Annotated in this window: 20 protein-coding genes; 9 read left to right on the top strand and 11 right to left on the bottom strand. The window is 63.9% G+C overall.

Annotated elements, in window-relative coordinates; translation table 11 throughout:
- Positions 1-100 precede the first annotated feature (100 nt).
- From AC0CMF_RS18990 to AC0CMF_RS19025, 8 genes are all read right to left on the bottom strand, one after another.
- Positions 101-625 (bottom strand): MarR family winged helix-turn-helix transcriptional regulator, encoded by a 525-nt coding sequence (locus tag AC0CMF_RS18990; RefSeq protein ID WP_050472380.1) that lies wholly within the window; start codon positions 623-625, stop codon positions 101-103.
- Between the two features lie 111 nt (positions 626-736).
- Positions 737-1,324 (bottom strand): NAD(P)H-dependent oxidoreductase, encoded by a 588-nt coding sequence (locus tag AC0CMF_RS18995; RefSeq protein ID WP_050472379.1) that lies wholly within the window; start codon positions 1,322-1,324, stop codon positions 737-739.
- Entirely contained in the window at positions 1,321-1,905 is a 585-nt protein-coding gene (locus tag AC0CMF_RS19000; protein ID WP_374629515.1) for an NAD(P)H-dependent oxidoreductase, read from the bottom strand. The genes AC0CMF_RS18995 and AC0CMF_RS19000 overlap by 4 nt, the downstream gene beginning before the upstream one ends.
- A 182-nt stretch (positions 1,906-2,087) precedes the next feature.
- Positions 2,088-3,494: an FAD-binding oxidoreductase gene (locus AC0CMF_RS19005; RefSeq protein ID WP_374629516.1), complete on the bottom strand. Its 1,407-nt coding sequence runs from the start codon at positions 3,492-3,494 to the stop codon at positions 2,088-2,090.
- Positions 3,491-4,843 carry a cytosine deaminase gene (locus AC0CMF_RS19010; RefSeq protein ID WP_374629517.1) on the bottom strand — a complete coding sequence of 451 codons (1,353 nt, stop codon included), beginning with the start codon at positions 4,841-4,843 and terminating at the stop codon, positions 3,491-3,493. The genes AC0CMF_RS19005 and AC0CMF_RS19010 overlap by 4 nt, the downstream gene beginning before the upstream one ends.
- 1 nt (position 4,844) lies before the next feature.
- On the bottom strand, positions 4,845-5,714 hold the full coding sequence (locus AC0CMF_RS19015; RefSeq protein ID WP_374629518.1) for an ABC transporter permease: 870 nt from the start codon (positions 5,712-5,714) through the stop codon (positions 4,845-4,847).
- Positions 5,711-6,547, bottom strand: a complete 837-nt coding sequence (locus AC0CMF_RS19020; RefSeq protein WP_374629519.1) for an ABC transporter ATP-binding protein — start codon at positions 6,545-6,547, stop codon at positions 5,711-5,713. Before AC0CMF_RS19020 ends, AC0CMF_RS19015 begins: the two co-directional genes overlap by 4 nt.
- A gap of 123 nt (positions 6,548-6,670) precedes the next feature.
- Positions 6,671-7,675 (bottom strand): ABC transporter substrate-binding protein, encoded by a 1,005-nt coding sequence (locus AC0CMF_RS19025; RefSeq protein ID WP_122522110.1) that lies wholly within the window; start codon positions 7,673-7,675, stop codon positions 6,671-6,673.
- 337 nt (positions 7,676-8,012) lie between these two features.
- Here AC0CMF_RS19025 and AC0CMF_RS19030 point away from each other — a divergent pair, with 337 nt between their 5' ends.
- The 3 genes from AC0CMF_RS19030 to AC0CMF_RS19040 all read left to right on the top strand — a co-directional run bounded on the left by AC0CMF_RS19030 (position 8,013) and on the right by AC0CMF_RS19040 (position 10,982).
- Positions 8,013-8,402 (top strand): RidA family protein, encoded by a 390-nt coding sequence (locus AC0CMF_RS19030; protein ID WP_374629520.1) that lies wholly within the window; start codon positions 8,013-8,015, stop codon positions 8,400-8,402.
- A 97-nt stretch (positions 8,403-8,499) separates the two neighbouring features.
- The gene (locus AC0CMF_RS19035; protein WP_374629521.1) at positions 8,500-9,522 is read left to right on the top strand and encodes a nucleotidyltransferase family protein; all 1,023 of its coding nucleotides are present in this window, start codon (positions 8,500-8,502) and stop codon (positions 9,520-9,522) included.
- Positions 9,523-9,638: 116 nt separating this feature from the next.
- The gene (locus tag AC0CMF_RS19040; protein WP_374629522.1) at positions 9,639-10,982 is read left to right on the top strand and encodes an 8-oxoguanine deaminase; all 1,344 of its coding nucleotides are present in this window, start codon (positions 9,639-9,641) and stop codon (positions 10,980-10,982) included.
- Positions 10,983-11,118: 136 nt separating this feature from the next.
- Here the strand turns inward: AC0CMF_RS19040 and AC0CMF_RS19045 are convergent, their stop codons facing one another.
- Together AC0CMF_RS19045 and AC0CMF_RS19050 are read right to left on the bottom strand one after the other, a co-directional pair.
- On the bottom strand, positions 11,119-12,267 hold the full coding sequence (locus AC0CMF_RS19045) for an MFS transporter (RefSeq protein WP_050472370.1): 1,149 nt from the start codon (positions 12,265-12,267) through the stop codon (positions 11,119-11,121).
- Positions 12,268-12,372: 105 nt separating this feature from the next.
- The gene (locus tag AC0CMF_RS19050) at positions 12,373-13,374 is read right to left on the bottom strand and encodes a putative metalloprotease CJM1_0395 family protein (RefSeq protein ID WP_374629523.1); all 1,002 of its coding nucleotides are present in this window, start codon (positions 13,372-13,374) and stop codon (positions 12,373-12,375) included.
- Between the two features lie 183 nt (positions 13,375-13,557).
- Between AC0CMF_RS19050 and AC0CMF_RS19055 the strand changes: the two genes are divergently transcribed.
- The 5 genes from AC0CMF_RS19055 (at position 13,558) to AC0CMF_RS19075 (ending at position 17,317) form a co-directional block, all read left to right on the top strand.
- Positions 13,558-14,367 (top strand): creatininase family protein, encoded by an 810-nt coding sequence (locus tag AC0CMF_RS19055; RefSeq protein ID WP_058898713.1) that lies wholly within the window; start codon positions 13,558-13,560, stop codon positions 14,365-14,367.
- Between the two features lie 63 nt (positions 14,368-14,430).
- A complete protein-coding gene (locus AC0CMF_RS19060) occupies positions 14,431-15,396 on the top strand; it encodes a 2-hydroxyacid dehydrogenase (protein ID WP_374629524.1) in 966 nt (321 codons plus the stop codon).
- A gap of 104 nt (positions 15,397-15,500) precedes the next feature.
- Entirely contained in the window at positions 15,501-15,845 is a 345-nt protein-coding gene (locus tag AC0CMF_RS19065; protein ID WP_050472366.1) for a pilus assembly protein PilZ, read from the top strand.
- Positions 15,846-15,964: 119 nt separating this feature from the next.
- Positions 15,965-16,714 carry an FKBP-type peptidyl-prolyl cis-trans isomerase gene (locus AC0CMF_RS19070; RefSeq protein ID WP_058898711.1) on the top strand — a complete coding sequence of 250 codons (750 nt, stop codon included), beginning with the start codon at positions 15,965-15,967 and terminating at the stop codon, positions 16,712-16,714.
- Between the two features lie 186 nt (positions 16,715-16,900).
- A complete protein-coding gene (locus AC0CMF_RS19075; RefSeq protein ID WP_050472364.1) occupies positions 16,901-17,317 on the top strand; it encodes a YcbK family protein in 417 nt (138 codons plus the stop codon).
- 49 nt (positions 17,318-17,366) lie between these two features.
- Here AC0CMF_RS19075 and AC0CMF_RS19080 read toward each other — a convergent pair whose 3' ends face one another.
- Positions 17,367-17,726 (bottom strand): ArsC family reductase, encoded by a 360-nt coding sequence (locus AC0CMF_RS19080; protein WP_050472363.1) that lies wholly within the window; start codon positions 17,724-17,726, stop codon positions 17,367-17,369.
- 198 nt (positions 17,727-17,924) lie between these two features.
- Here AC0CMF_RS19080 and AC0CMF_RS19085 point away from each other — a divergent pair, with 198 nt between their 5' ends.
- A complete protein-coding gene (locus AC0CMF_RS19085; protein ID WP_374629526.1) occupies positions 17,925-19,622 on the top strand; it encodes an adenylate/guanylate cyclase domain-containing protein in 1,698 nt (565 codons plus the stop codon).
- Positions 19,623-19,736 lie beyond the last annotated feature (114 nt).

A 19,736-nucleotide genomic window follows, 5' to 3' on the forward strand; every position in this document is an offset into this window, starting at 1 on the left:
AGCCTTGCAGGGAGCCGCTGCCGGCGATCAGCGGCTCCTGAGCGTGCAAACCGGGCGGACGGGCCAGATCCCGATGAGGGAAGGCTCACCGGGAAGGGTCTCAGCTTTCCGCGGTTGCCAGAGCGATCACGGCGGCCTTCGGCGCATCGTCCTCATCCGGCTCCAGCAGCTCTTCGTCGCCTTCATCGTCATCGAGAGACAGGGAGAGGTTCTTCTCGATCTGGCGCAGCAGCTTCTTCAGGCGCTTGCGGTCCTTGTCGTCAAGACCGGCGATGGCTTCCTTTTCGAGCCGCTTCCAGGCCTTGTCGACGGCCTCGATCCGGTCACGTCCCTCATCGGTGAGGAACACGCGGGCAAGGCGACCGTCGGTGTCGGAGATCTGGCGGCGGACGAGCCCCTGTGCGGACAGGCGGGTGACCATCTTGGTCACGGTGGGCGGCTGCACGCCCAGCGCCAGAGCCAGCTGGCTCATGGTGCGGCCGTCACTGTCGGCCAGCACTTTCAGCACCAGCTCCTGCCCCGGATGCAGTCCGGCGCGCATCAGATGGGTGCCGGCGCGTGCCCGCTGGGCCTTGGCCGCCTGCAGCAGGCGGAAGGTGACGCTCTTCTTGTAACTGAATGCCATGATCGCTCGCTCCGCAGTGGAAATGGCAGGCACGGCACCCAAAGCCGGACGCCGATTCGCCGGAACCCTAGCCGCGTTGTTTAACCGTCAAATGACACCCGGCACCCCGGCTCAGAATTTTGCGAGCCTTCTTGCAACTTTTTTTACATAACGGTCACGGCTTTCCTGCGTGGAACTGTCCATCCTGTAATGCGCGAGGTAAAGCGTCTTGCAGCGTGGCGCGCAAAGAGCGCGCAGGCCCCGCATGATGGTCTTGCGCCCCGGTTCGCCCATCAGCTTGGAAACAAACCAGCTTGCCCCGCAGGTGGTGACGATGGCGATCTTGCGGATATGCTGCATTTTCGGCCGCATTCCCGTGTGTTCGGACGGCATCTCGAAGGTGACATGCGGCACCCAGACCCGGTCAAACCAGCCCTTGAGCATGGCCGGAAGCCCGAACCACCAGGTCGGATAGACAAACACCATCATGTCGCACCACAGGATCGCTTCCACATGCGCCTTTACCGGCAGCACGTTGCTGTCCACATCGTGATAGCCGCGCCGCTCGTCCGCGCTCATCGCCGGCTGAAAGCCCTCGGCATAAAGATCGAGCAGCCGCACCTCATGTCCGGCCTGCTTCAGCACCGAGACAACGTGATCGCGCATGGAGGCGTTGAAGCTTTCCGGGACGGGATGCGAATAAACGACGAGTGCCTTCACCTGTATGCCTCCATCACCTTGCGGACCCTGCCGAGAAATCCGCCGCGCTGCGCACCGTCTGCGCGGTTCATGTCATAAAGCGCCAGATAATCCACCCTTGCCCCCGGCTTGATCACGGCGCGCAGCACCCGTGTGCCCACCTTGCGCGGCGGATCGCCCACCAGCAGCGCCCTGAGGCGCGAGCCGCCATAGGTCGTGACAACGGAAAGCCTGCGGATATTGTGCAGGATGGGCACGACCTTGCCATTGCGCAGGCCAAAGGAGACGCCGGGCAGGAACACCCGGTCGAAGAAGCCTTTCAGGATCGCCGGATAGCCGAAGTTCCACACCGGATGCACGATCACCAGCGCCTCGGCCGCCAGCAGCCTGTCGACATAGGGCGCGACGGCCTGCCGGTTCACATCAAGGTCATGATAGGTCAGCCGTTCTTCCCGGCTGAGGCGGGGATCGAAGTCTTCCTTGTAGAGATCAAGATCATCGACCTCATGCCCGGCAGCCTGAAGCCCCTCTAGCACAGTTGCATGCAGGGCTGCGGAAAAGCTGTCCTCAACCGGATGAGCGAAGAGCACCAGAACACGCATCGGACTGTCTCACACCTCCTGCCTGTTGCGCCGGACAGCCGGAAGGGACGGCCCTTCCTGTTTATTGAGGAAGGGCGGCCAAACGGGCGGGGCTGCAAAAGAGAAAACCGGACTTCAAAGCGGCCTGCCCGGCAGACCGGCACCCGGGCCGCCTTGCAACGGCCCGGACGGAGTTTTTTGCCTCAGGCGCGGGCAAGGCCCGGGAAGAGGAAGACCTTGCCACTGCGGAAATCATAGGACGGGTCTTCCCAGGCGATCATCTTGCCCGGATTGAGCAGACCCTTGGGATCTGCCTGCCGCTTGAAGGCCAGTTGCACCTCATCGGTCTGCTTCATGCCGCCCTCTTCCAGCGTGTAGCGGTGCGGGTTGAAGATCGGGCAGCCGCCCTCCTCATGCAGGCGGATGATCTCGTTCAGCCGCTCTTCGGAGGTGTAGCGCACGATGGGCAGGCCGAAGCAGGTGATCTTGCCGTCAAACCGCACGAATTCCAGATGCCCCGGCACCTCGTCGCCGAAGAGGTCGCACATGCGGCGCACCTTCTCCACGTGATCGGGGAAGGGATAGAGCACCTGAAGATAGGTGATCGATGGATCAACCCGAAGCCCGCGCAGCGTGGTGTGGTTCCAGGCAAGTTCATAGGCCGGCGGCAGGGCCTTGCGCGTCGCCTCATCGGCCAGATCGGAGCGGTAGAGGATCGAGGCGCGCCGGTCAGCGGCGGTGAAGCCGGCAAAGGCATCCATGGCGAAGGAGGCCACCATGACCACCACCACCGACTGGTCGCGTCGGATGTATTTCTGATGCCGCAGGAAATAGTCATGCGGCACCGGCGCGGCGATGGGGGCGATTTCCTTGACCAGCAGGCCATCCTGATTGCCCAGCGCATCGGCAAAGCGCACGCCGTCCATGAAGGCATCGAAGCCGACGACCACATCCACCCAGTCATAGGCGGCCGTCAGCGGCATCTCCACTTCGGTGATGACGCCGTTGGTGCCATAGGCATGCATGACCTTGTGCAGGTCATGGCCGGTCATTTCCAGCACCTGCGGCTCGGCTTCCATGGTGATGACGCGCAGGCGCAGCACGTTGCCGAGATCGCGCAGCCCACCCCAGTTGATGGAACCGACGCCGCCGGAGCCGCCGGCAATGAAACCGCCGATCGTCGCCGTGCGGTAGGTGGAGGGATGCAGCCGCAGCTCCTGTCCCGAATGGGCTCGGGTCTCGTCATCGATCTTCGAAATGATGGCGCCCGGCTCCACCACCACAACGCCGGGGCGGATGGACTTTACCTTGTTCATTTCGGCCAGATTGAGGATGACGCCGCCGGACAGCGGCATGGCCTGACCGTAGTTGCCGGTCCCTGCGCCGCGCACCGTCACCGGCACGTCCTGCGCATAGCAGGCCTTCAGGACCTCGATCACCTCCGCCTCGGATTTCGGCGTTACCACCAGATCGCCGGTCACGTGATCCAGCTGCTGCTTCAGCACCGGCGAGTACCAGAAGAAATCGCGGCTCTTCTGTTTCACGATCTGCGGATTGTCCTCCATGGCAATCCCGGCAAGGTCCGACTTCAGCTTTTCGAGCGCACTCATTCTGCAGCTCCCCGTTCAAGTGTCACGGCATTGGTCATCAATGGGTCGAGTTCGCGGTAATCCGGCAAGGTCATGTCGATGGTCCGGCCATGACGCAAAACCGCCTTCAGCCCATGCGGGCGGGAGAGCAGCTCACCCCAATTGCGGGCCCGCAGCAGCACCATGTCGGCAGGCGCGCCTTCTCTCAGACGGCCGAGATCAGACCGGCCCAGCAGCTGCGCCGGTGTCCGCGTAACCGTGTTGATCCAGTCGCCGAAAGGATGGTCCAGTTGCAGGATGCGCGTTGCCTGGGTGTAGACCTCGATCAGGTTCATGTCGCCATAGGCATAGAAGGGATCACGGGTGTTGTCGGAGGCAACGGCCACCGGAATGCCGCGCGCCTTCATCTCATGCAGCAGCGTGACACCGCGCCAGCGCGGCGTGCGCCCGGCCTGCCGGTCCTGCAGATACATGTTGCACATGGGCAGGGAGACGATGCCGAGCCCGGCCTGCGCCACCAGATCCAGCGTGCGGTCAATTTCGTCCGGCTCCTGCAGCGCCAGGGAGCAGCAATGCCCCACCACCACCTGCCCCTTGAAGCCGTTGCGGAGGGCCGCTTCGGCAATGTGGCGCAGGGTGCGGGCGCCCGTGTCGCCGGTTTCATCCGCATGAAAGTCGAGCGGCAGGTCCCGTTCGGCAGCGGCGCGGAACATCGCGTCCAGATGCTCGTCGAGACGCGGGATCATGTAGGTGACCGCCCCGAGCACGCCCCCGGCGCGGGAGACCCGGTCCGCCATGGACGTCAGATAGCCGTCATCCGCATCCAGCCGGTCGATGCCGAAGAGGCAGGCCGCCTGCAGCTCGATCCGGCCCGCCCAGTCCTCGCGCACCTCCTGGAACACCGGCCAGGAAATCGTCTCCTGCGGCGGCAGGCTGTCGAGATGGGTGCGGATCAGCACCGTGCCCTGCGCATAGGCGCAGCGCAGCGAAAACTCCATGCGCGCCCGCACATCCGCCGTCGTCCAGTTGGCCATGCGGTCCTCTCCCACCGCCATCAGCGCCCCCATGAAGGTGCCATCCGGGTTGGGACGGCGCGGGGTGATGTGGCCCTTGTCGAGGTGGGTGTGCATGTCGATGAGGCCCGGCAGAACCATGCCGTCATCGAGATCATGGCAGTCGCCGCAGGGCGCCGCCGGAAGGCCGCCGGAGGGGCGGATCATCTCGATACGGCCATCGCGCACCTCGATATCCACCTGCACCAGCGCGGCAGGATCGTTGCCTGCAACATGCTCAGGCAGGAGGGAGGCGGGCACTCTTGCGCGCTGGAAACGGGCCGTGCCGCGCACCGGGGCCTTCAGCAGCCAGGTCATGTCAGTTCTCCCTGCGGATGGCGCTTTCGTGCCAGCGCCGCAGCAACAGATGCGAAACAAGGCTGGTCGCCGCGAAGATCACTACACCCGTGAGGGACAGGAGGATCAAGGCCGCAAAAAGCCGCGGAATGTTGAGCCGGAACTGGCTCTCCAGCAGGCGGTAGGCAAGGCCGGACTGCGCCCCGGCGGAGCCTGCGGCAAACTCGGCGACCACGGCGGCAATCAGCGCCAGCCCGCCCGCAATGCGAAGGCCTGCGAGAAAGTAGGGCAAAGCCGCTGGAAGCTTCAGGTAAAGCAGCGTCTGCCAGCGGCTCGCGCCATAAAGCTCGAACAGGTTCAGGAGATTATGATCCGTCGACTTCAGCCCCTGCGTCGTGTTGGACAGCACCGGAAAAAAGGCGACGATGAAGGCGCAGATCAGCAGCGCGGTCTGCGTGGTCGGCGCATAGATGAGAATGAGGGGCGCAATGGCGACGATCGGCGTCACCTGCAGGATCACCGCGTAAGGGTAGATCGCCAGCTCGATCCAGCGCGACTGCGTCATCAGCACGGCCAGCCCCACGCCGCCCACCAGAGCCAGCAGCAGGGCAGTGAGGGTGATCTTCACTGTGACCCAGAGCGCACCGGACAGGGTGCCCCAGTCAGTGTAGAGCGACTGCGCCACCCGGGCGGGGCTGGGCAGGATGTAATGCGGCACGTTATAGGCGTTGACATACCAGGCCCAGGCCAGCACCAGCAGCCCCAGCATCAGCACCGGAATGCCAATGCGCAGCAGCCGCCCCGTCAGATCCGGCCCGCCGGAGACGGGCGAAAGCGCCGCAGTCTGCGCAGATGCAACGGGCGCCGCGGCCTCTTTTTCAACCACTGTCATAGATGGTCCCTCACATCCATGGCCGCATGCAGGGCCGCAGAGGTCTGGCGGCAGTAGTCGTTGTAGACGGATGACGTGCGGAACTCCTCGTCCCTCGGATAGGGTGCATCCACCACCAGATCACTCACCACCCGGCCCGGCCGGGCCGCCATGACAACGATGCGGTTCGACAGATAGACGCTTTCGTAGACCGAGTGCGTAACGAAGATGACCGTCCAGCCGAACCTCTGCCACAGGCGCAGGAGATCATTGTTCAGCTTGAAGCGGGTGATTTCATCCAGCGCCGCGAAAGGCTCGTCCATCAGCAGCAGCTTGGGCCTCGTCACCAGCGCGCGGGCAATGGAGACGCGCATCTTCATGCCGCCGGAGAGTTCACGCGGGAAAGCCTCGTGAAACTGGCCGAGCCCGACCATCTCCAGTGCTTCGCTCACCCGCTCGCGTGCGGCCTCCTTCGAAATGCCCTTGAGCCGCAAGGGCAGCCAGACATTGGCAAAGACGGTCGCCCAGGGCATCAGCGTCGGTTCCTGGAAGACGAAGCTGATTTCCGGATGGGCCTTGCCGAGCGCGTCATGATCCGAGGTCGGCCATTCCAGCGTGCCGGAAGACGTGTCGCCAAGGCCTGCAATGATGCGCAGCGCCGTGGACTTGCCGCAGCCGGAGGGGCCGAGAAGGCTGATGAACTCCCCCTGCCCCACGTCCAGCGTCATGTCCTTCAGCGCCACGGTGCCGCTGGAAAAGACCTTGGAAATGCGGTTGAGACGGACCAGCGGACGGGAAGAGGCAGCATGGGGCGCGGCTGCAGCCAAAGCGGCAGAATGAGACAATTCGGACATGCCCTGACACAGGCTCCCTGACAGATGGACAACAGGACGCCGACTCACGGACGCATTGACTGCATCACATGAGCGGCGGCTGGCAGCAGGCGGCACGCGAATGCCGCCCGCCGGAGCAGCTTGTCACTTCTTCAGGTTCATGCCCACGCCCTTGCAGACGAATTCCGTGGTGTAGATCGACTTGATGTCGATCCCGTCCTTCACCACACCGGCCTTGACCATGCTCTCGTAGAAGGCCTGCTGCTTTTCATCGGTCATGCAGCCGATGCCTTTTTCCAGCGCCTCGCCCGATTCCACGAGGCCAAAGGACTTCATGGTTTCGATAGAGAAGGCGATCTGGTCGTCGGTCATCTCCGGGTTGTCTTTCTTGATCAGCTCATTGGCGGCTGCATTGTCGCCGTAGAGATAATTGTACCAGCCCTCGATGGTGGCATCGACGAAGCGCTGGGTCAGGTCCTTGTTGGCCTCGACGTAATCCTTGCGGCCCTCGATGAGGGTGGAATAGGTCTCGAAGCCATAATCCGCCAGCAGGAACAGCTTCGGCTTGAAGCCGCCTTCCGTCTCGATGGCGAAGGGTTCGGACGTGATATAGCCCTGCTGCGCCGACTGCTTGTCGGCCAGGAACGGGCCGGGGTTGAAGGCATAGGGCTTGTACTGCTCATCCTTGAAACCCGGATAGGCCGACTTCATCCACTGGAAGAAGGAGGCAAAGCCATCTGTGCCCATGAAGATCGTGGGGAGCTTGGCCAGGTCTTCAAATTTCTCCAGCCCGGCATCGGGATGGGTGATCAGAACCTGAGGGTCCTTCTGGAAGATGGCGGCCACTTCAACGACCGGAATATCCTCTGCCAGCGCATTGAGCGGCTGCAGCATGTTGCCGGCCATGTAGAACTCGACCTTTCCAGCCAGCATCAGTGCCCGGCTGGCCGCTTGCGGGCCGCCCTGCACAATCTCGACCTTCAGGCCATATTTTTCATAAGTGCCGTCCGCGACCGCCTGATAGAAGCCGCCATGTTCCGCCTGGGCCAGCCAGTTGGTGGCGAACTTGATTTCATCCAGAGCAAAGGCCTGACTGGACAGCACGAGGCCAAGGGCCGCAGCCCCGCCAAGAGAAGTCAAAAAGCGCATGTTGTCTTCCGCCTCCGTATTGCTTTTTAAAGCTCTGCCGCTGTGCCTCCTCAGGCCCTTGGAGCGGTTCAGGCAATCACGCTGAACTGATGGTGCAAACCCCATGCCAGCCGCTTCAACGCCTTGACCGGCGCCCCCGGCGGCGGTTTCCCGTCATTCGCCTGCCGCGCAGGCAGCCCCGCCCCCTCCGGACCCTGGCCCGACAGGCGTAAGCTTGCACAAACAGCAGGCATTTGCCACTCGGTTCAGCATGCACAACCCTTGCGCAACTGCAAAACCGGCTGCACTCTGGCTTGCATAAATACGCCGACTTTCCAGCAGGACTGCCCAAAGCCTCATGTCAAATCCCGTCACACCCGCCACCATCCGCCCGCCCTTTGCCCGCTACAGCCACGGCATTGAGGTGCCCGCCGGCCACAGGCTGGTCTTCACCTCCGGCCAGCTCGGCATCGGGCCGGATGACGTGATCCCGCCCGGCGTCGAGGCGCAGACGCGGCTTTGCTTCGGAAACATCCGCGAAATCCTCGCAGCCGCCGGCATGAGCCTTGCCGACATCGTGCGCATCAACGCCTTCGTCACAGGGCGCGAGCACATGCCCGGCTACATGAAGACCCGCGACGAATTCACCGCCACCCCGCCCCCGGCCTCCACCCTGATGATCGTCGGCGGCTTCACCCGGGAGGAATTTGTGGTGGAAGTGGAAGTGATCGCCGCAAAGGCGGACTGAGCTGCACGGGATACCGATGTTCAACAAAAATTATTTTTGTTGAACATTTTTGAAAATGCTATGCTCAACAAAATTTCCATTCGTTGAACATGAGCCCATGCAAAGGCATTCTCCGGTCAGTCACGCAGCCTATCACGATCTCCTGCGCTCCCTGCTCGATGAGGCAGTCGCCGGACTGAGGGGCACGCCGACGCGCGTCACCCGCAATGGCAAGGCCTATTGGTATGACACCTACCGGGTCGGCACGGATGTGCGCAAACACTATATCGGCGAGGACAGTGAGGCACTTCAGGCCCGCATTGCCCGTCATGAGGCGCTCAAGGAAGAGGCGGAAGCGCGCCGGAAGGAGCGGTCGCGCCTGATCCGCCTGCTGCGGGCAGAAGGTTTTCTCGGCACGGATGGCGCAACCGGCAGCCTGCTGGCGGCCATGGCCGGTGCCGGGGTGTTCCGGCTGGGTGGCACGGTTATCGGCACCCATGCCTTCCGGCTTTATGAAGGGGAACTCGGCGTCCGCTACCGTTTCGACCAGACGGCCATGACGCAGGACATGGACATTGCCAGCTTCGAGCGGCTTTCCCTCTCCCTGTCGCAGGATGAGCAGGTATCCACCTCCATGCAGGACGTGCTTTCCGGCTTTGCCTTTGATCCGGTGCCGAGCCTTGATCCGGGCCGGGTCTGGCGCTGGCGGCAGACCCGCAACGACACTCAGGTGGAATTTCTCACCCCCTCCTTCCGCCCGGAGGAGGATCTGCGCCCGCTGGAAGCGCTTGGCGTCAGCGCGCAGTCGCTGCATTTCCTGAATTACCTCATTGCCGCGCCTATTCCCGCTGCCGTGCTTTACCGCTCCGGCGTGCTGGTGCAGATCCCCAGGCCGGAGCGCTTTGCCATTCACAAGCTGATCGTGGCAGACCGGCGCCGCGAAGGGCCGGGAAGCCTGAAGGCGCGCAAGGACCGGCTGCAGGCCGCGTTTCTGATCGAGGCGCTGGCCGAAGACAGGCCCGATGATCTGGCAGAGGCCTGGGAAGACGCACGGGGCAATGGCCCCAAATGGCGCGAACGCCTCGACAGAAGCCTTGAAGCTGTGCCAGAAACCCGCGCGCGCATTCAGGACTGCCTGTAACACCAAAGGCCTGCAGTGACAGGATGCGTCCCCGGTGAAATCCTGTGCGGAACTCGGGCGGGTCAGTGCCTGCCATCCAAGCCCGCAGGTCCAGCTTCAGAAGGACCAGACCGGACATGCGTTTGTGGATCAAGGACCCGATTGCCATTCTCTCCGAAGGGGCGGAACGGGGCATCGTCGTGGAAGACGGCATTATCGTGGAACTGGTGGGCCGGGGCCGCGAGCCCATGCTGCCGGTTCAGGCCACCTTTGATGCCTCGCGGCACGTGGTCATCCCCGGCCTCATCAACACCCATCACCACTTCTACCAGACGCTGACCCGCGCCCATCCGCAGGCGATCAACAAGGAACTTTTTCCCTGGCTGCAGGCGCTCTACCCCATCTGGGCGCGCAATGTGACGCCGGAAACCTTCCGCCTTGGCACCCGGCTGGCGCTGACGGAGCTTCTGATGTCCGGCTGCACCACGGCCTCCGACCACCATTATGTCTACCCCACAGGCCTTGAGGCGGCGATGGACATACAGGCCGAAGAGGCCGAACGCCTCGGCATCCGCATGACGCTCACGCGTGGCTCCATGAACCTCAGCCAGAAGGACGGCGGCCTGCCGCCGGACAGCGTGGTGCAGGATCAGGACGAGATCCTCGCCGACTGCGAGCGGGTGCTGTCAAAGTTCCACGACCGCTCGAAGGGCTCGATGCTGCAGGTGGCGCTGTCGCCCTGCTCGCCCTTCTCGGTGACGCGGGAGTTGATGCGCGAAAGCACGGCGCTCGCCGAGCGTTTCGACTGCCGCCTGCACACCCATCTGGGCGAGACCCACGACGAGAACAGCTATTGCGTCGAGAAATTCAGCTGCCGCCCGGTGGATTATCTGGAGGACTGCGGCTGGCTGACGGACCGGGTGTGGCTGGCCCACGGCATCCACTTCACCGATGACGAGGTGAAGCGCCTCGGCCATGCCTGTGTCGGCGTGTGCCACTGCCCCACCTCCAACATGGTGCTGGCCTCCGGCCAGTGCCGCACGAAGGAGCTGGAAGCGGCCGGGTCACCCGTTGGCCTTGGCGTCGATGGCTCGGCCTCCAACGACAATTCCAACCTGATGGAAGGCCTGCGTCACGCGCTGATGATCAACCGCCTCACCTATGATGCGGCCTCGGTCACCCATCACGACGTGTTCCGCTGGGCAACGGAAGGCTCCGCCCGCTGCCTTGGCCGCGATGACATCGGCGCCATCAAGGTGGGGCTGATGGCCGACCTTGCCTTCTACACGCTGGATGAGCTGCGCTTTTCCGGCGCCGGCGATCCGCTGGCCGCCCTCATCCTCTGCGGCGCCCATGCCGCCGACCGGGTGATGGTGGGCGGCACATGGCAGGTGACGGACGGCCAGCCGCACGGCGTCGACACCGCCCGCCTGCGCCACGAGCACGGCGAGGCGGCAAAGCGGTTTCTGGAAGGCTTGTAAGGCATAGGCGCAACGCCGCGCTTGTAACGGGCTCCGCCCCTTGCCTCGGCGTCGCCCCGGGCGAAGCGTAGCGAGTAGACCCCGGCTCGAAGGCCGGGGTGACGGCCTCGGGAATGGCACCGCCGTGCGCAGTCCTTTAGGCCTCGCGGTTGACCTTCAGCGTTCCAGCCAGAAGCGGGATCAGCAGGGCCAGCAGGGCCACCACAAGGAAGGATGTGCGCAGCGACAGGGCATGGCCGATGAAGCCCAGCACCGGCGGGCCGAAGAGAAAGGCGCCATAGCCGAGCGTGGCGACGGAGGCCAGCGCCGCCCCCTTGGAGGTGCCGGGTTCTGCCGCAGCGCGCGACATGGCAAGCGGGAAGATGACCGCATTGCCGAGACCCATGATCAGGCATGCGGTCCAGATCACCCAGACAGGTCCACCCATGACCAGAAGCGCAGCGCCACTCACCGCCGCAAGGCCGCTGATCCGCGCCACCGGCACCGGGCCGAAGCGGGCGATCAGCTGATCACCGGACAGGCGCATCACCACCATGGCCACGGAGAACACGGCAAAGCCGACCGCAGCCGTCGAACTGTCAAAGCCCAGTTCCTGGATCTGATAGAGCGCGGCCCAGTCGGTGATGGCGCCTTCGGCCAGCGCCGCCACCAGCGCCATGATGCCGGCAAAGAACAGCGCGCCACGCGGAATGGCGAAGAGCGGCGCCTTTTCGCTGCCCTTTGCCGCCCGCTCGGATACCCATGGCGTGCGGTGGACCCACAGGACCACGGCCAGCAGCAGCACGCTCCAGCCCAGAAAATGCTGCGGCACCGTCAGATCCAGCTTGAGGGCAACCGCCCCCACTCCGGCACCAACGCCCGCACCGAGGCTGTAAAGCCCGTGATAGGAGGACATGACCGGGCGGCCCAGCGCCTGTTCCACCTCGACGCCCCAGGCATTCATCGACACGTCGAGGCAGCCCATCGAGAATCCGAAGAGGAAGGCAAGGGGCGCAATCACCACAACGGAGGTGCCGAAGGCAAGGCTGGCGAACAGGGCCAGCGTGACGGCGACAGCCACCTTCGCCATGCGGGCGCCACCCCACACATCGACCATGCGGCCCGTCACCGGCAGGGAAATGAAGGCGCCCGAGGCCATCACCAGCAGCACCATGCCGAAGCCGCTCTCGTCAACGCCAAGGATGATCTTGATATCCGGGATACGCGAAGCCCACACACCGATCATGGTGCCAATGACGAAAAAAACCACGCCAACAGCATGGCGCGCACGGCGGATAGCAGACATCGGAACTGATCCTGAAAGGGAGCCGCCAGCAATGGAGCGGCATAGAGGTGCCCGCTAACTAGGCAACCGGGCAGACGCTTGCAAGTGAAGATATGGTGACGCGGCTCAGGCCACAAGCCCCGGCGGAGCACTGGAGCCGCCACCGCCAAAGAGGGAACGGGCCTGTTCATAGGCCGTGCGGGCCGAAGCCCGGTCGGCGCGGCGGCTGTCTTCCTCACGCGGCGCCTCACGGGCTTCTACTCTGGCAGGGCGCCGTTCATCCGCCGGTGCGGCATCGCCGGATCCTTCGGCCTCATCGCCGCCGCGCAGTTCTTCTGCAGCCTGCGCCCGCATCTCAGCCTGGGCCTCCTGCAGGCTGGCGCGGGCCTGCTGGGCAACGCGCAGATCCTGCGAAGACGGTTCGGCAGGTGCCAGGGCAGCACGGATGACGATCTGCATCTTGCGGGCGGTTGCTTCCGGCGTGCGCTCCTTCGAAGTGTCGATCTGCACCTCGCCGCCAACGGCATAGCGCTTCTTGTCCGGCCCCTGCTGGAAGGTGTAGCTGGGCGCACCGGCATAGGCGCCGCCCACCCGGGCATGGGCCTGCTCATGCGCCCGGACTTCCCGGTCGCGGGCCTGAAGCTCCTTGACCTGCTTCTGCTCTTCCTCGGTCAGCTCGGACGCTCCGGCCGTGCCGCCGCTGCCGGTGCCTTCCCCCTCCTCCGCGGCGGGCGAACCACCGGCAGGAGGGGGAGCTTGAGCGCTGACGCTCCCGTCACGCTGCTGCGCCCCGGCAGAAACTGTATCCTCTTCGCCGGCAGAGCCGCTGCGAGCGCCTGTTGCAGATTGGGCCTGCGGTTCTTCACCCTCTGCGCTGCGGCTGCGGCGGACATCGCGCAGGCTGCTGCCGTCCTCGTTCAATCCTTGAAGAAACTGAACCGCATCCGCGCGGAGCGTCGGGGCGGCGCCCGAAAGAGCGGCCGTGGCCTGTGTACTGGCCGCACTCCGGCGTGCAGCATCGTCCCGCCCCTCGCGTTCACCTTGAGGGGCGGCGTCCCGTATGGCAGCAGACACCGGATCGGCACGGGAGCCAATGCCGGCGGAAAGTCCTGCAAGCACACTCACCATACCGCAAAAGGTACCGCGCCCCGATTGCCGGTTTCTTAACGGGCGTTAAGTCATTTGATCAGATTTGCGTGAGGCGGAGCATCGGCAAGCCTGCGCGTGCCGCAACAAGGGGCATGACGGCGGGCTTCAGCCCGGCTAGTCTGCCCATCCTGTCCTGATCGTTCCTTCAGAAGGTTTCACAACATGCCCGCCCTGCCGCGCCGTTTCTGGCATGAGATGACCACGGCCGAATTTTCCGGCTCCGACACACGCAACTGGATAGCCGTCCTGCCGGTGGCGGCCATCGAGCAGCATGGCCCGCATCTGCCGGTATGGACCGACACGGCAATTGCCGAGGGCCAGATCGCCCGCACGCTGGAGCTTCTGCCCGAGGACCTGCCGGTCACCTTCCTGCCCGTGCAGCAGATCGGCAAGTCGAACGAGCATATTTCCTCGCCCGGCACGCTGACGATTTCCTGGGACACGCTGACCCGCGCCTGGATCGACATTGGCGAAAGCGTCGCCCGCGCCGGCATCCGCAAGCTGGTGCTGATCAACTCCCACGGCGGCAACGTGCCCATCATCGACATCGTGGCGCGTGAGCTGCGCATCAGCCACGAGATGCTGGTCACCGCCACCGCCTGGTCCCGCTTCGGCCAGCCGGAGGGCCTGTTCCCTGCGGATGAATTCACCTATGGCATCCACGGCGGCGACATCGAAACCTCGATCATGCTGCACCTGCAGCCCGGCCTGGTGCGCATGGACAAAGCCATCGATTTCCCCTCCACCCAGCAGGACTTCATCAAGGAGTTCAAGTATCTGCGCGGCCATGGCCAGCAGCAGTTCGGCTGGAAGGCGCAGGATCTCAATCCGGCAGGCGCCGTCGGCAATGCCGCCCGCGCCACGGCGGAAAAGGGCAAGGCCTCGCTGGACCATGCCGCGGCAGGCTTCGTGGAGCTGCTGAAGGACATTCATGCCTTCGATCTCTCCCGCCTCTGGTCTGCCGGCGCATGAGCGCCTGACGCCCCAAACAGCAGAACAACGGAAAACGTCCAAGGAAACGCCCAAGGAAACGCCATGAGCAAGCCCGACATTCTCATCCCCTCCCCGCTCCGGGACATGATCATCGACGGCCTCGAGCCGCATTTCACCCTGCACAAGCTTTATGAAGCCGAAGATGCGGAAGCGTTCCTGAAGGAGCGCGAAGCCATCATCCGGGGCATTGCCGTCAGCTTCTTCAACGTGGACCAGCCCTTCATCGACCGCTTCCCGAATCTGGAGATCGTCTCCAACTTCGGCGTCGGCTATGACAAGGTGGACGCACGCCACTGCGGCACGCGCCGCATCATCGTCACCAACACGCCGGACGTGCTGAGCGAGGAAGTCGCCGACACGGCCATCGGCCTGATGATCATGACCATCCGCGAATTGTCAGCCGCCGAGCGCTGGCTCCGGGATGGCAACTGGGAGAAGAAAGGCGCCTACCGCCTGACGCCCGGTACCCTGCGCGGCCGCACCCTTGGCATCTTCGGCCTTGGCCGCATCGGCAAGGCCATTGCCACCCGCGCCGAGGCCTTCGGCATGAGCGTGCATTACCACGGCCGCACCCAGCAGGCGGGCGTGGACTACACATACCATCCCAGCCTTGTGTCACTGGCCGAAGCCGTGGACACGCTGATGATCGTCGCCCCCGGCGGCCCGGAAACCCAGCATATGGTGGGCGAGCGCGTGCTGGAGGTGCTGGGGCCGGACGGCGTTCTCATCAACATCGGCCGCGGCTCGGTGGTCAATGAGACGGCCCTGATCGAGGCGCTGAAGAAGGGCACCATCATGGCGGCCGGCCTCGACGTGTTCGAGCATGAGCCGCATGTGCCGCAGGCCCTCCAGGATCTGCCGAACGCTGTGCTTCTGCCGCATGTGGGCTCGGCCTCCGTCGCCACACGCGATGCCATGGGACAGCTTGTGGTCGACAATCTCAAGAGCTGGTTCAGCACCGGCAAACCGGTGACCCCGGTCGCCGAAACGCCGTTTCCCCGGACCTGAACGGCCGGCGCGGCCCGGCCAGCCCGGTGCGGCCAGCCCGGCCTGCAAGGCTGACGCAAGGCCGCTCCTGCATCTGGGAAGAAGAGCCATGAGGAGATGAGCCCTTGCGTCAGCTCAGCAAACCGGCGGAACCGCGCCGGCACAAGCGTCAGAGAACACGCCTCAGGGCGGGCCGGGTTGCCGACAGCAGCAACACGTTCCTGTGCGACTGCCTGATCAGCGACATGTCACCGGCAGGAGCCCGGCTGAAGCTGCCTGCCGAAGTGGACCTGCCGGAGGAAATCGTCCTCTTTGACGAACTGGAAAACACCGTGGCGCTCGCAAGCCTGCGCTGGCGGTCGGGCTGCAATGCCGGCATCCAGTATGATGTCCCGCCCGCCAAAGCTGCGCTGTTTTCCTTGACCCGCCAGCGGGCTTTGACGCGGCGCTACTACGCTTTGAAGGACTGAGGCAGCAGGCCTTTGCGCCGGACACAGGAGGCGCCCCGCCCTTGACTTGAGCGGCGGGGTCTGAACAGTTCAGGCCAAGAGCCGGTTCATCGTGACCCGGCGTTAGTCGTGAGGCAGTCATGTTGAAGCCACTTGTGGCCGCAGTCTTTTCGCTGATGCTTGCCCTGACGGCACAGACTCAGGCTGAGGAAATGCAGATCAAGGATATTCAGATCGGCACCGGAGCCGAGGCCGATGTGGGCAACACGGTCTTCGTGCATTACACCGGCTGGCTGATGGACGGCACCAAGTTCGACAGCAGCGTCGACCGTGGCACGCCCTTCAGCTTCACGCTGGGCGAGCGCCGCGTCATCCCGGGCTGGGAGCAGGGCGTCGTCGGCATGAAAGTGGGCGGCAAGCGCGAATTGGTCATTCCCCCGGAACTGGCCTATGGCCCGCGCGGCGCCGGTGGCGTCATTCCGCCCAATGCCACCCTGCGCTTCGAGATCGAACTGCTGGACGTGAAGGCCAAGAGCTTTACCGACCTGGACAATGGCGCCCTGAAGGCCCGCATTGCCGCAGGCATTCCGGTGATCGACATCCGCACCGCCGACGAGTGGCGCGAAACCGGCATCATCCCCGGCTCGCACCTTGTCACCTTCTTCGACGCCGCCGGTCAGGTGAACCCGGATTTCGGGCCGGAACTGGAGAAGATCATCGATTCGCCGGACGATGAAGTCATCCTGCTCTGCCGCACCGGCAACCGTAGCGGCATGCTGGCCAAGTATCTTTCCGAACAGGCAGGCCTGACCAGGGTGGCCAATGTGCAGGACGGCATCATGAGCTGGATCGCCACGGGCGGCGAGGTGGAAGAGCCGAAGCTGCCCTAAGCGGACAGATGTTACGAAAAAGGCCCGGAAGCCTGAAGCTTCCGGGCCTTTTGCATGGGCAAAGCACCAGGCACGCATGCAGCCGGCGGCATCTACATGAAACGTTAACCTTGTTTTTCATGACAATTTTAACTTTCGGGGCCGAGTCTTGGGGCAAGGGGACACTGACCCAGCAAGGCCGAATTCATGACCCGCCGACTGTCCACACATGCCATCCTTCTTGCCGCCGCTCTGTCCTTGAGTGGGTGCGGCACGGTGTCAGGCATCACCGGGCTTGGCTGGATGACCCCGTCCTCGGACAAGGTCATCTACAACGACACCAAATGGTGCGTTCCGCGCGATCTCAAGCGCGTCCTCAACCGCCTGTCCGACCGTTTCGGACGGGTGACGGTGATCTCCACCAAGCGCTGGTGGCTGGAGAACTGGTGGAAGGGCGGCGCCAGCAACTCCTACCATCTCAATTGCCGCGCCGTGGATTTCCGCGTCAACGGCAACCCGCAAGAGGTTCTGGCTTTCCTGAAGGCCCAGCCGGAGGTCGGCGGCTACAAGCGCTACTCCAGCGGCTTCTACCACATCGACAACGGCCCCCGCAGGACATGGTAGGCAGACCGGTAAGCAGGCCGGGACCTAGGAGCCCCAGCCCTCGTCCGTGTCAGCCCAGTTCGCCCATTTCCAGCGCCATTTCCCAGGCCACCGGATCATAGCCGAGCAGGGTGCGGCCCTTGGCTTCGGCAATCGGACGCTTGATCGCGGAAGGGTGCTCCAGCATCAGGGCGATGGCGCTGGCATTGTCCTTGACCGCATCCTGCACCTCATCCGGCAGCTTGCGCCAGGTGGTGCCGCGGCGGTTCAGAACCTGCTCCCAGCCGAAGGCCTCGACAAACTGCGTCAGCTTTTCTGCGTCCGCGCCGTCCTTCTTGTAGTCATGGAAGGTGTAGGCCACACCGGCCCCATCCAGAAAGGCGCGGGCCTTCTTCACCGTGTCGCAGTTCTTGATTCCATAGACGATCATACGAGCCTCACTTCACGTTGATGGACATTGACGGCCTCATAGCAGATTTATCAGGCTATGGCGCCCATGCGGGTGACCTGCTTCAACAGCTGCTGCATTCCGCAATTTGCATCATTCCGCTTGCATGTTTCCCGCGCAGGCTCAAACTGCGGCCGCTTACGTGTATTTACTCAAATCCCTGTTTCAAGAGACAGTTCCATGGCACCACGGCAGATGCGCACGCCGCCCGGCAACGGCCCGTTTCAGCAGCAGCTGCGGCTTTATTCCGGGCTGATCCTCTTTGTCTTTGCCAGCACCCATTTCCTCAACCATGCCCTCGGCAACATATCGCTGGACTGGATGCAGAAGGGCCAGGACCTGCGCCTCATCGTCTGGTGGTCATGGCCCGGAACAGTGGCTCTTTACGGCGCCCTGGCCGTGCATGTGGGGCTGGCCCTGTGGCGCATCGCAGCGCGGCGCACCTTCCGGATGCCCGTCTGGGAGGCAATCCAGATCCTGCTGGGCCTGTCCATTCCCTATCTGCTGATCCGGCACATCTACATGACCCGCGGCGCAGTCGAGGTCTATCACGCCTATATGGATTATCAGCATGAACTGTCGGTGCTCTGGCCCGGTGCCGGCGTCACGCAAAGCCTTCTGCTCATGCTCGTCTGGCTGCATGGCTGCATCGGCATTCATTTCTGGCTGCGGCTGAAGCCCTGGTATCCGCGCTGGAGCGGCACGCTGCTGACGCTGGCCGCAGTTGTCCCGGTTCTGTCGCTGACGGGCTGGATCAATGGCGCAAGACGGCTGGTTCTGGAAGGCCAGTACCAGCTCAAGGTCACGGCGGAACAGACCGCCCAGCTGCAGGTCTATACCGATATCAGCCGTGTGGTGTTCTTTTCGCTTCTGCTGCTGGTTCTGATCATCTCGCTGGTCCGCCAGCTGGCGCCGGCCGGGCGCAAGGCTTTCACCGTGCACTATCTGGGTGAAAAGACCGTCCGCGCCAGACCCGGTCCAACCCTGCTCGAGATCAGCCGCATGCGCGGCGTACCGGTCATGTCCGTCTGCGGCGGCCGTGCCCGCTGTTCCACCTGCCGCACGCTCATCGTCTCCGGCAACGCGGAACTGCATGCGCCCGGGGAGACTGAGGCGCATGTGCTCAAGCGCATACACGCGGGCAAGAATGTCCGTCTCGCCTGCCAGATCCGGCCGGAGACGGATCTGGTCGTCCGCCCCCTGCTCCATGGCGGCAGGGCCATTCCCCGCGAAGGCCTGCAGGACCGCTACCGCTGGGGTACAGAACAGCCGGTGGCAGTGATGTTCGTCGATCTGCGCGGCTTCACGGCCTTGAGCGAAGGCAGGCTTCCCTTCGATGTGGTCTTCATCCTCAACCGCTATGTCGACAGCGTTGTGCGTGTCATCCGCAGCCACAATGGCATGATCGACAAGGTGATGGGCGACGGCATCATGGCCCTGTTCGGCATTGAAAGCACCCTTGAGCAGGGCTCACGGGATGCGCTGCAGGCCATTGTCAGCCTGTCGGCCGAACTCAAGCATGTGAACCGGGATCTTGCATCGCAGCTCAGTGGTCCCTTGCGGATTGCCGTCGGCCTGCATGGCGGCCCGGCCATCCTGGGCCGTATCGGCCTTGACGGGCGCAACGGCGTAGCCTCGGGCCTGACAGCCCTTGGCGATGTGGTCAATGTCGCCAGCCGGCTGGAAGGCGTTGCCAAGGAGCACAACGCCACCTGCGCCGTCTCGCGCGACATTCTGGACGCCTCGGGCCTGTGGCTGGAACCGCTGCGCCCCTTCCATCAGGTGCCGATCCGCGGGCGGAAGGAACCACTGGAAGTGGCCTGCGTGGAGAACCTGGCGCTGCTGCAGAGAGCCCTCGCCGGCAACAAGGCTGCCTGATCCCGGGCCTTTCGATGCCGGCGCCTCCCGCCCTGAAACTCCCGATGCGTCAAATGCCGGATTCTGGACAGGAAAAGCGAGGAAATACAAATTTCTAGCTCTGGACGGCCTGCA

It is taken from the genome of Pannonibacter sp. CBAS1226, from assembly GCF_055685825.1.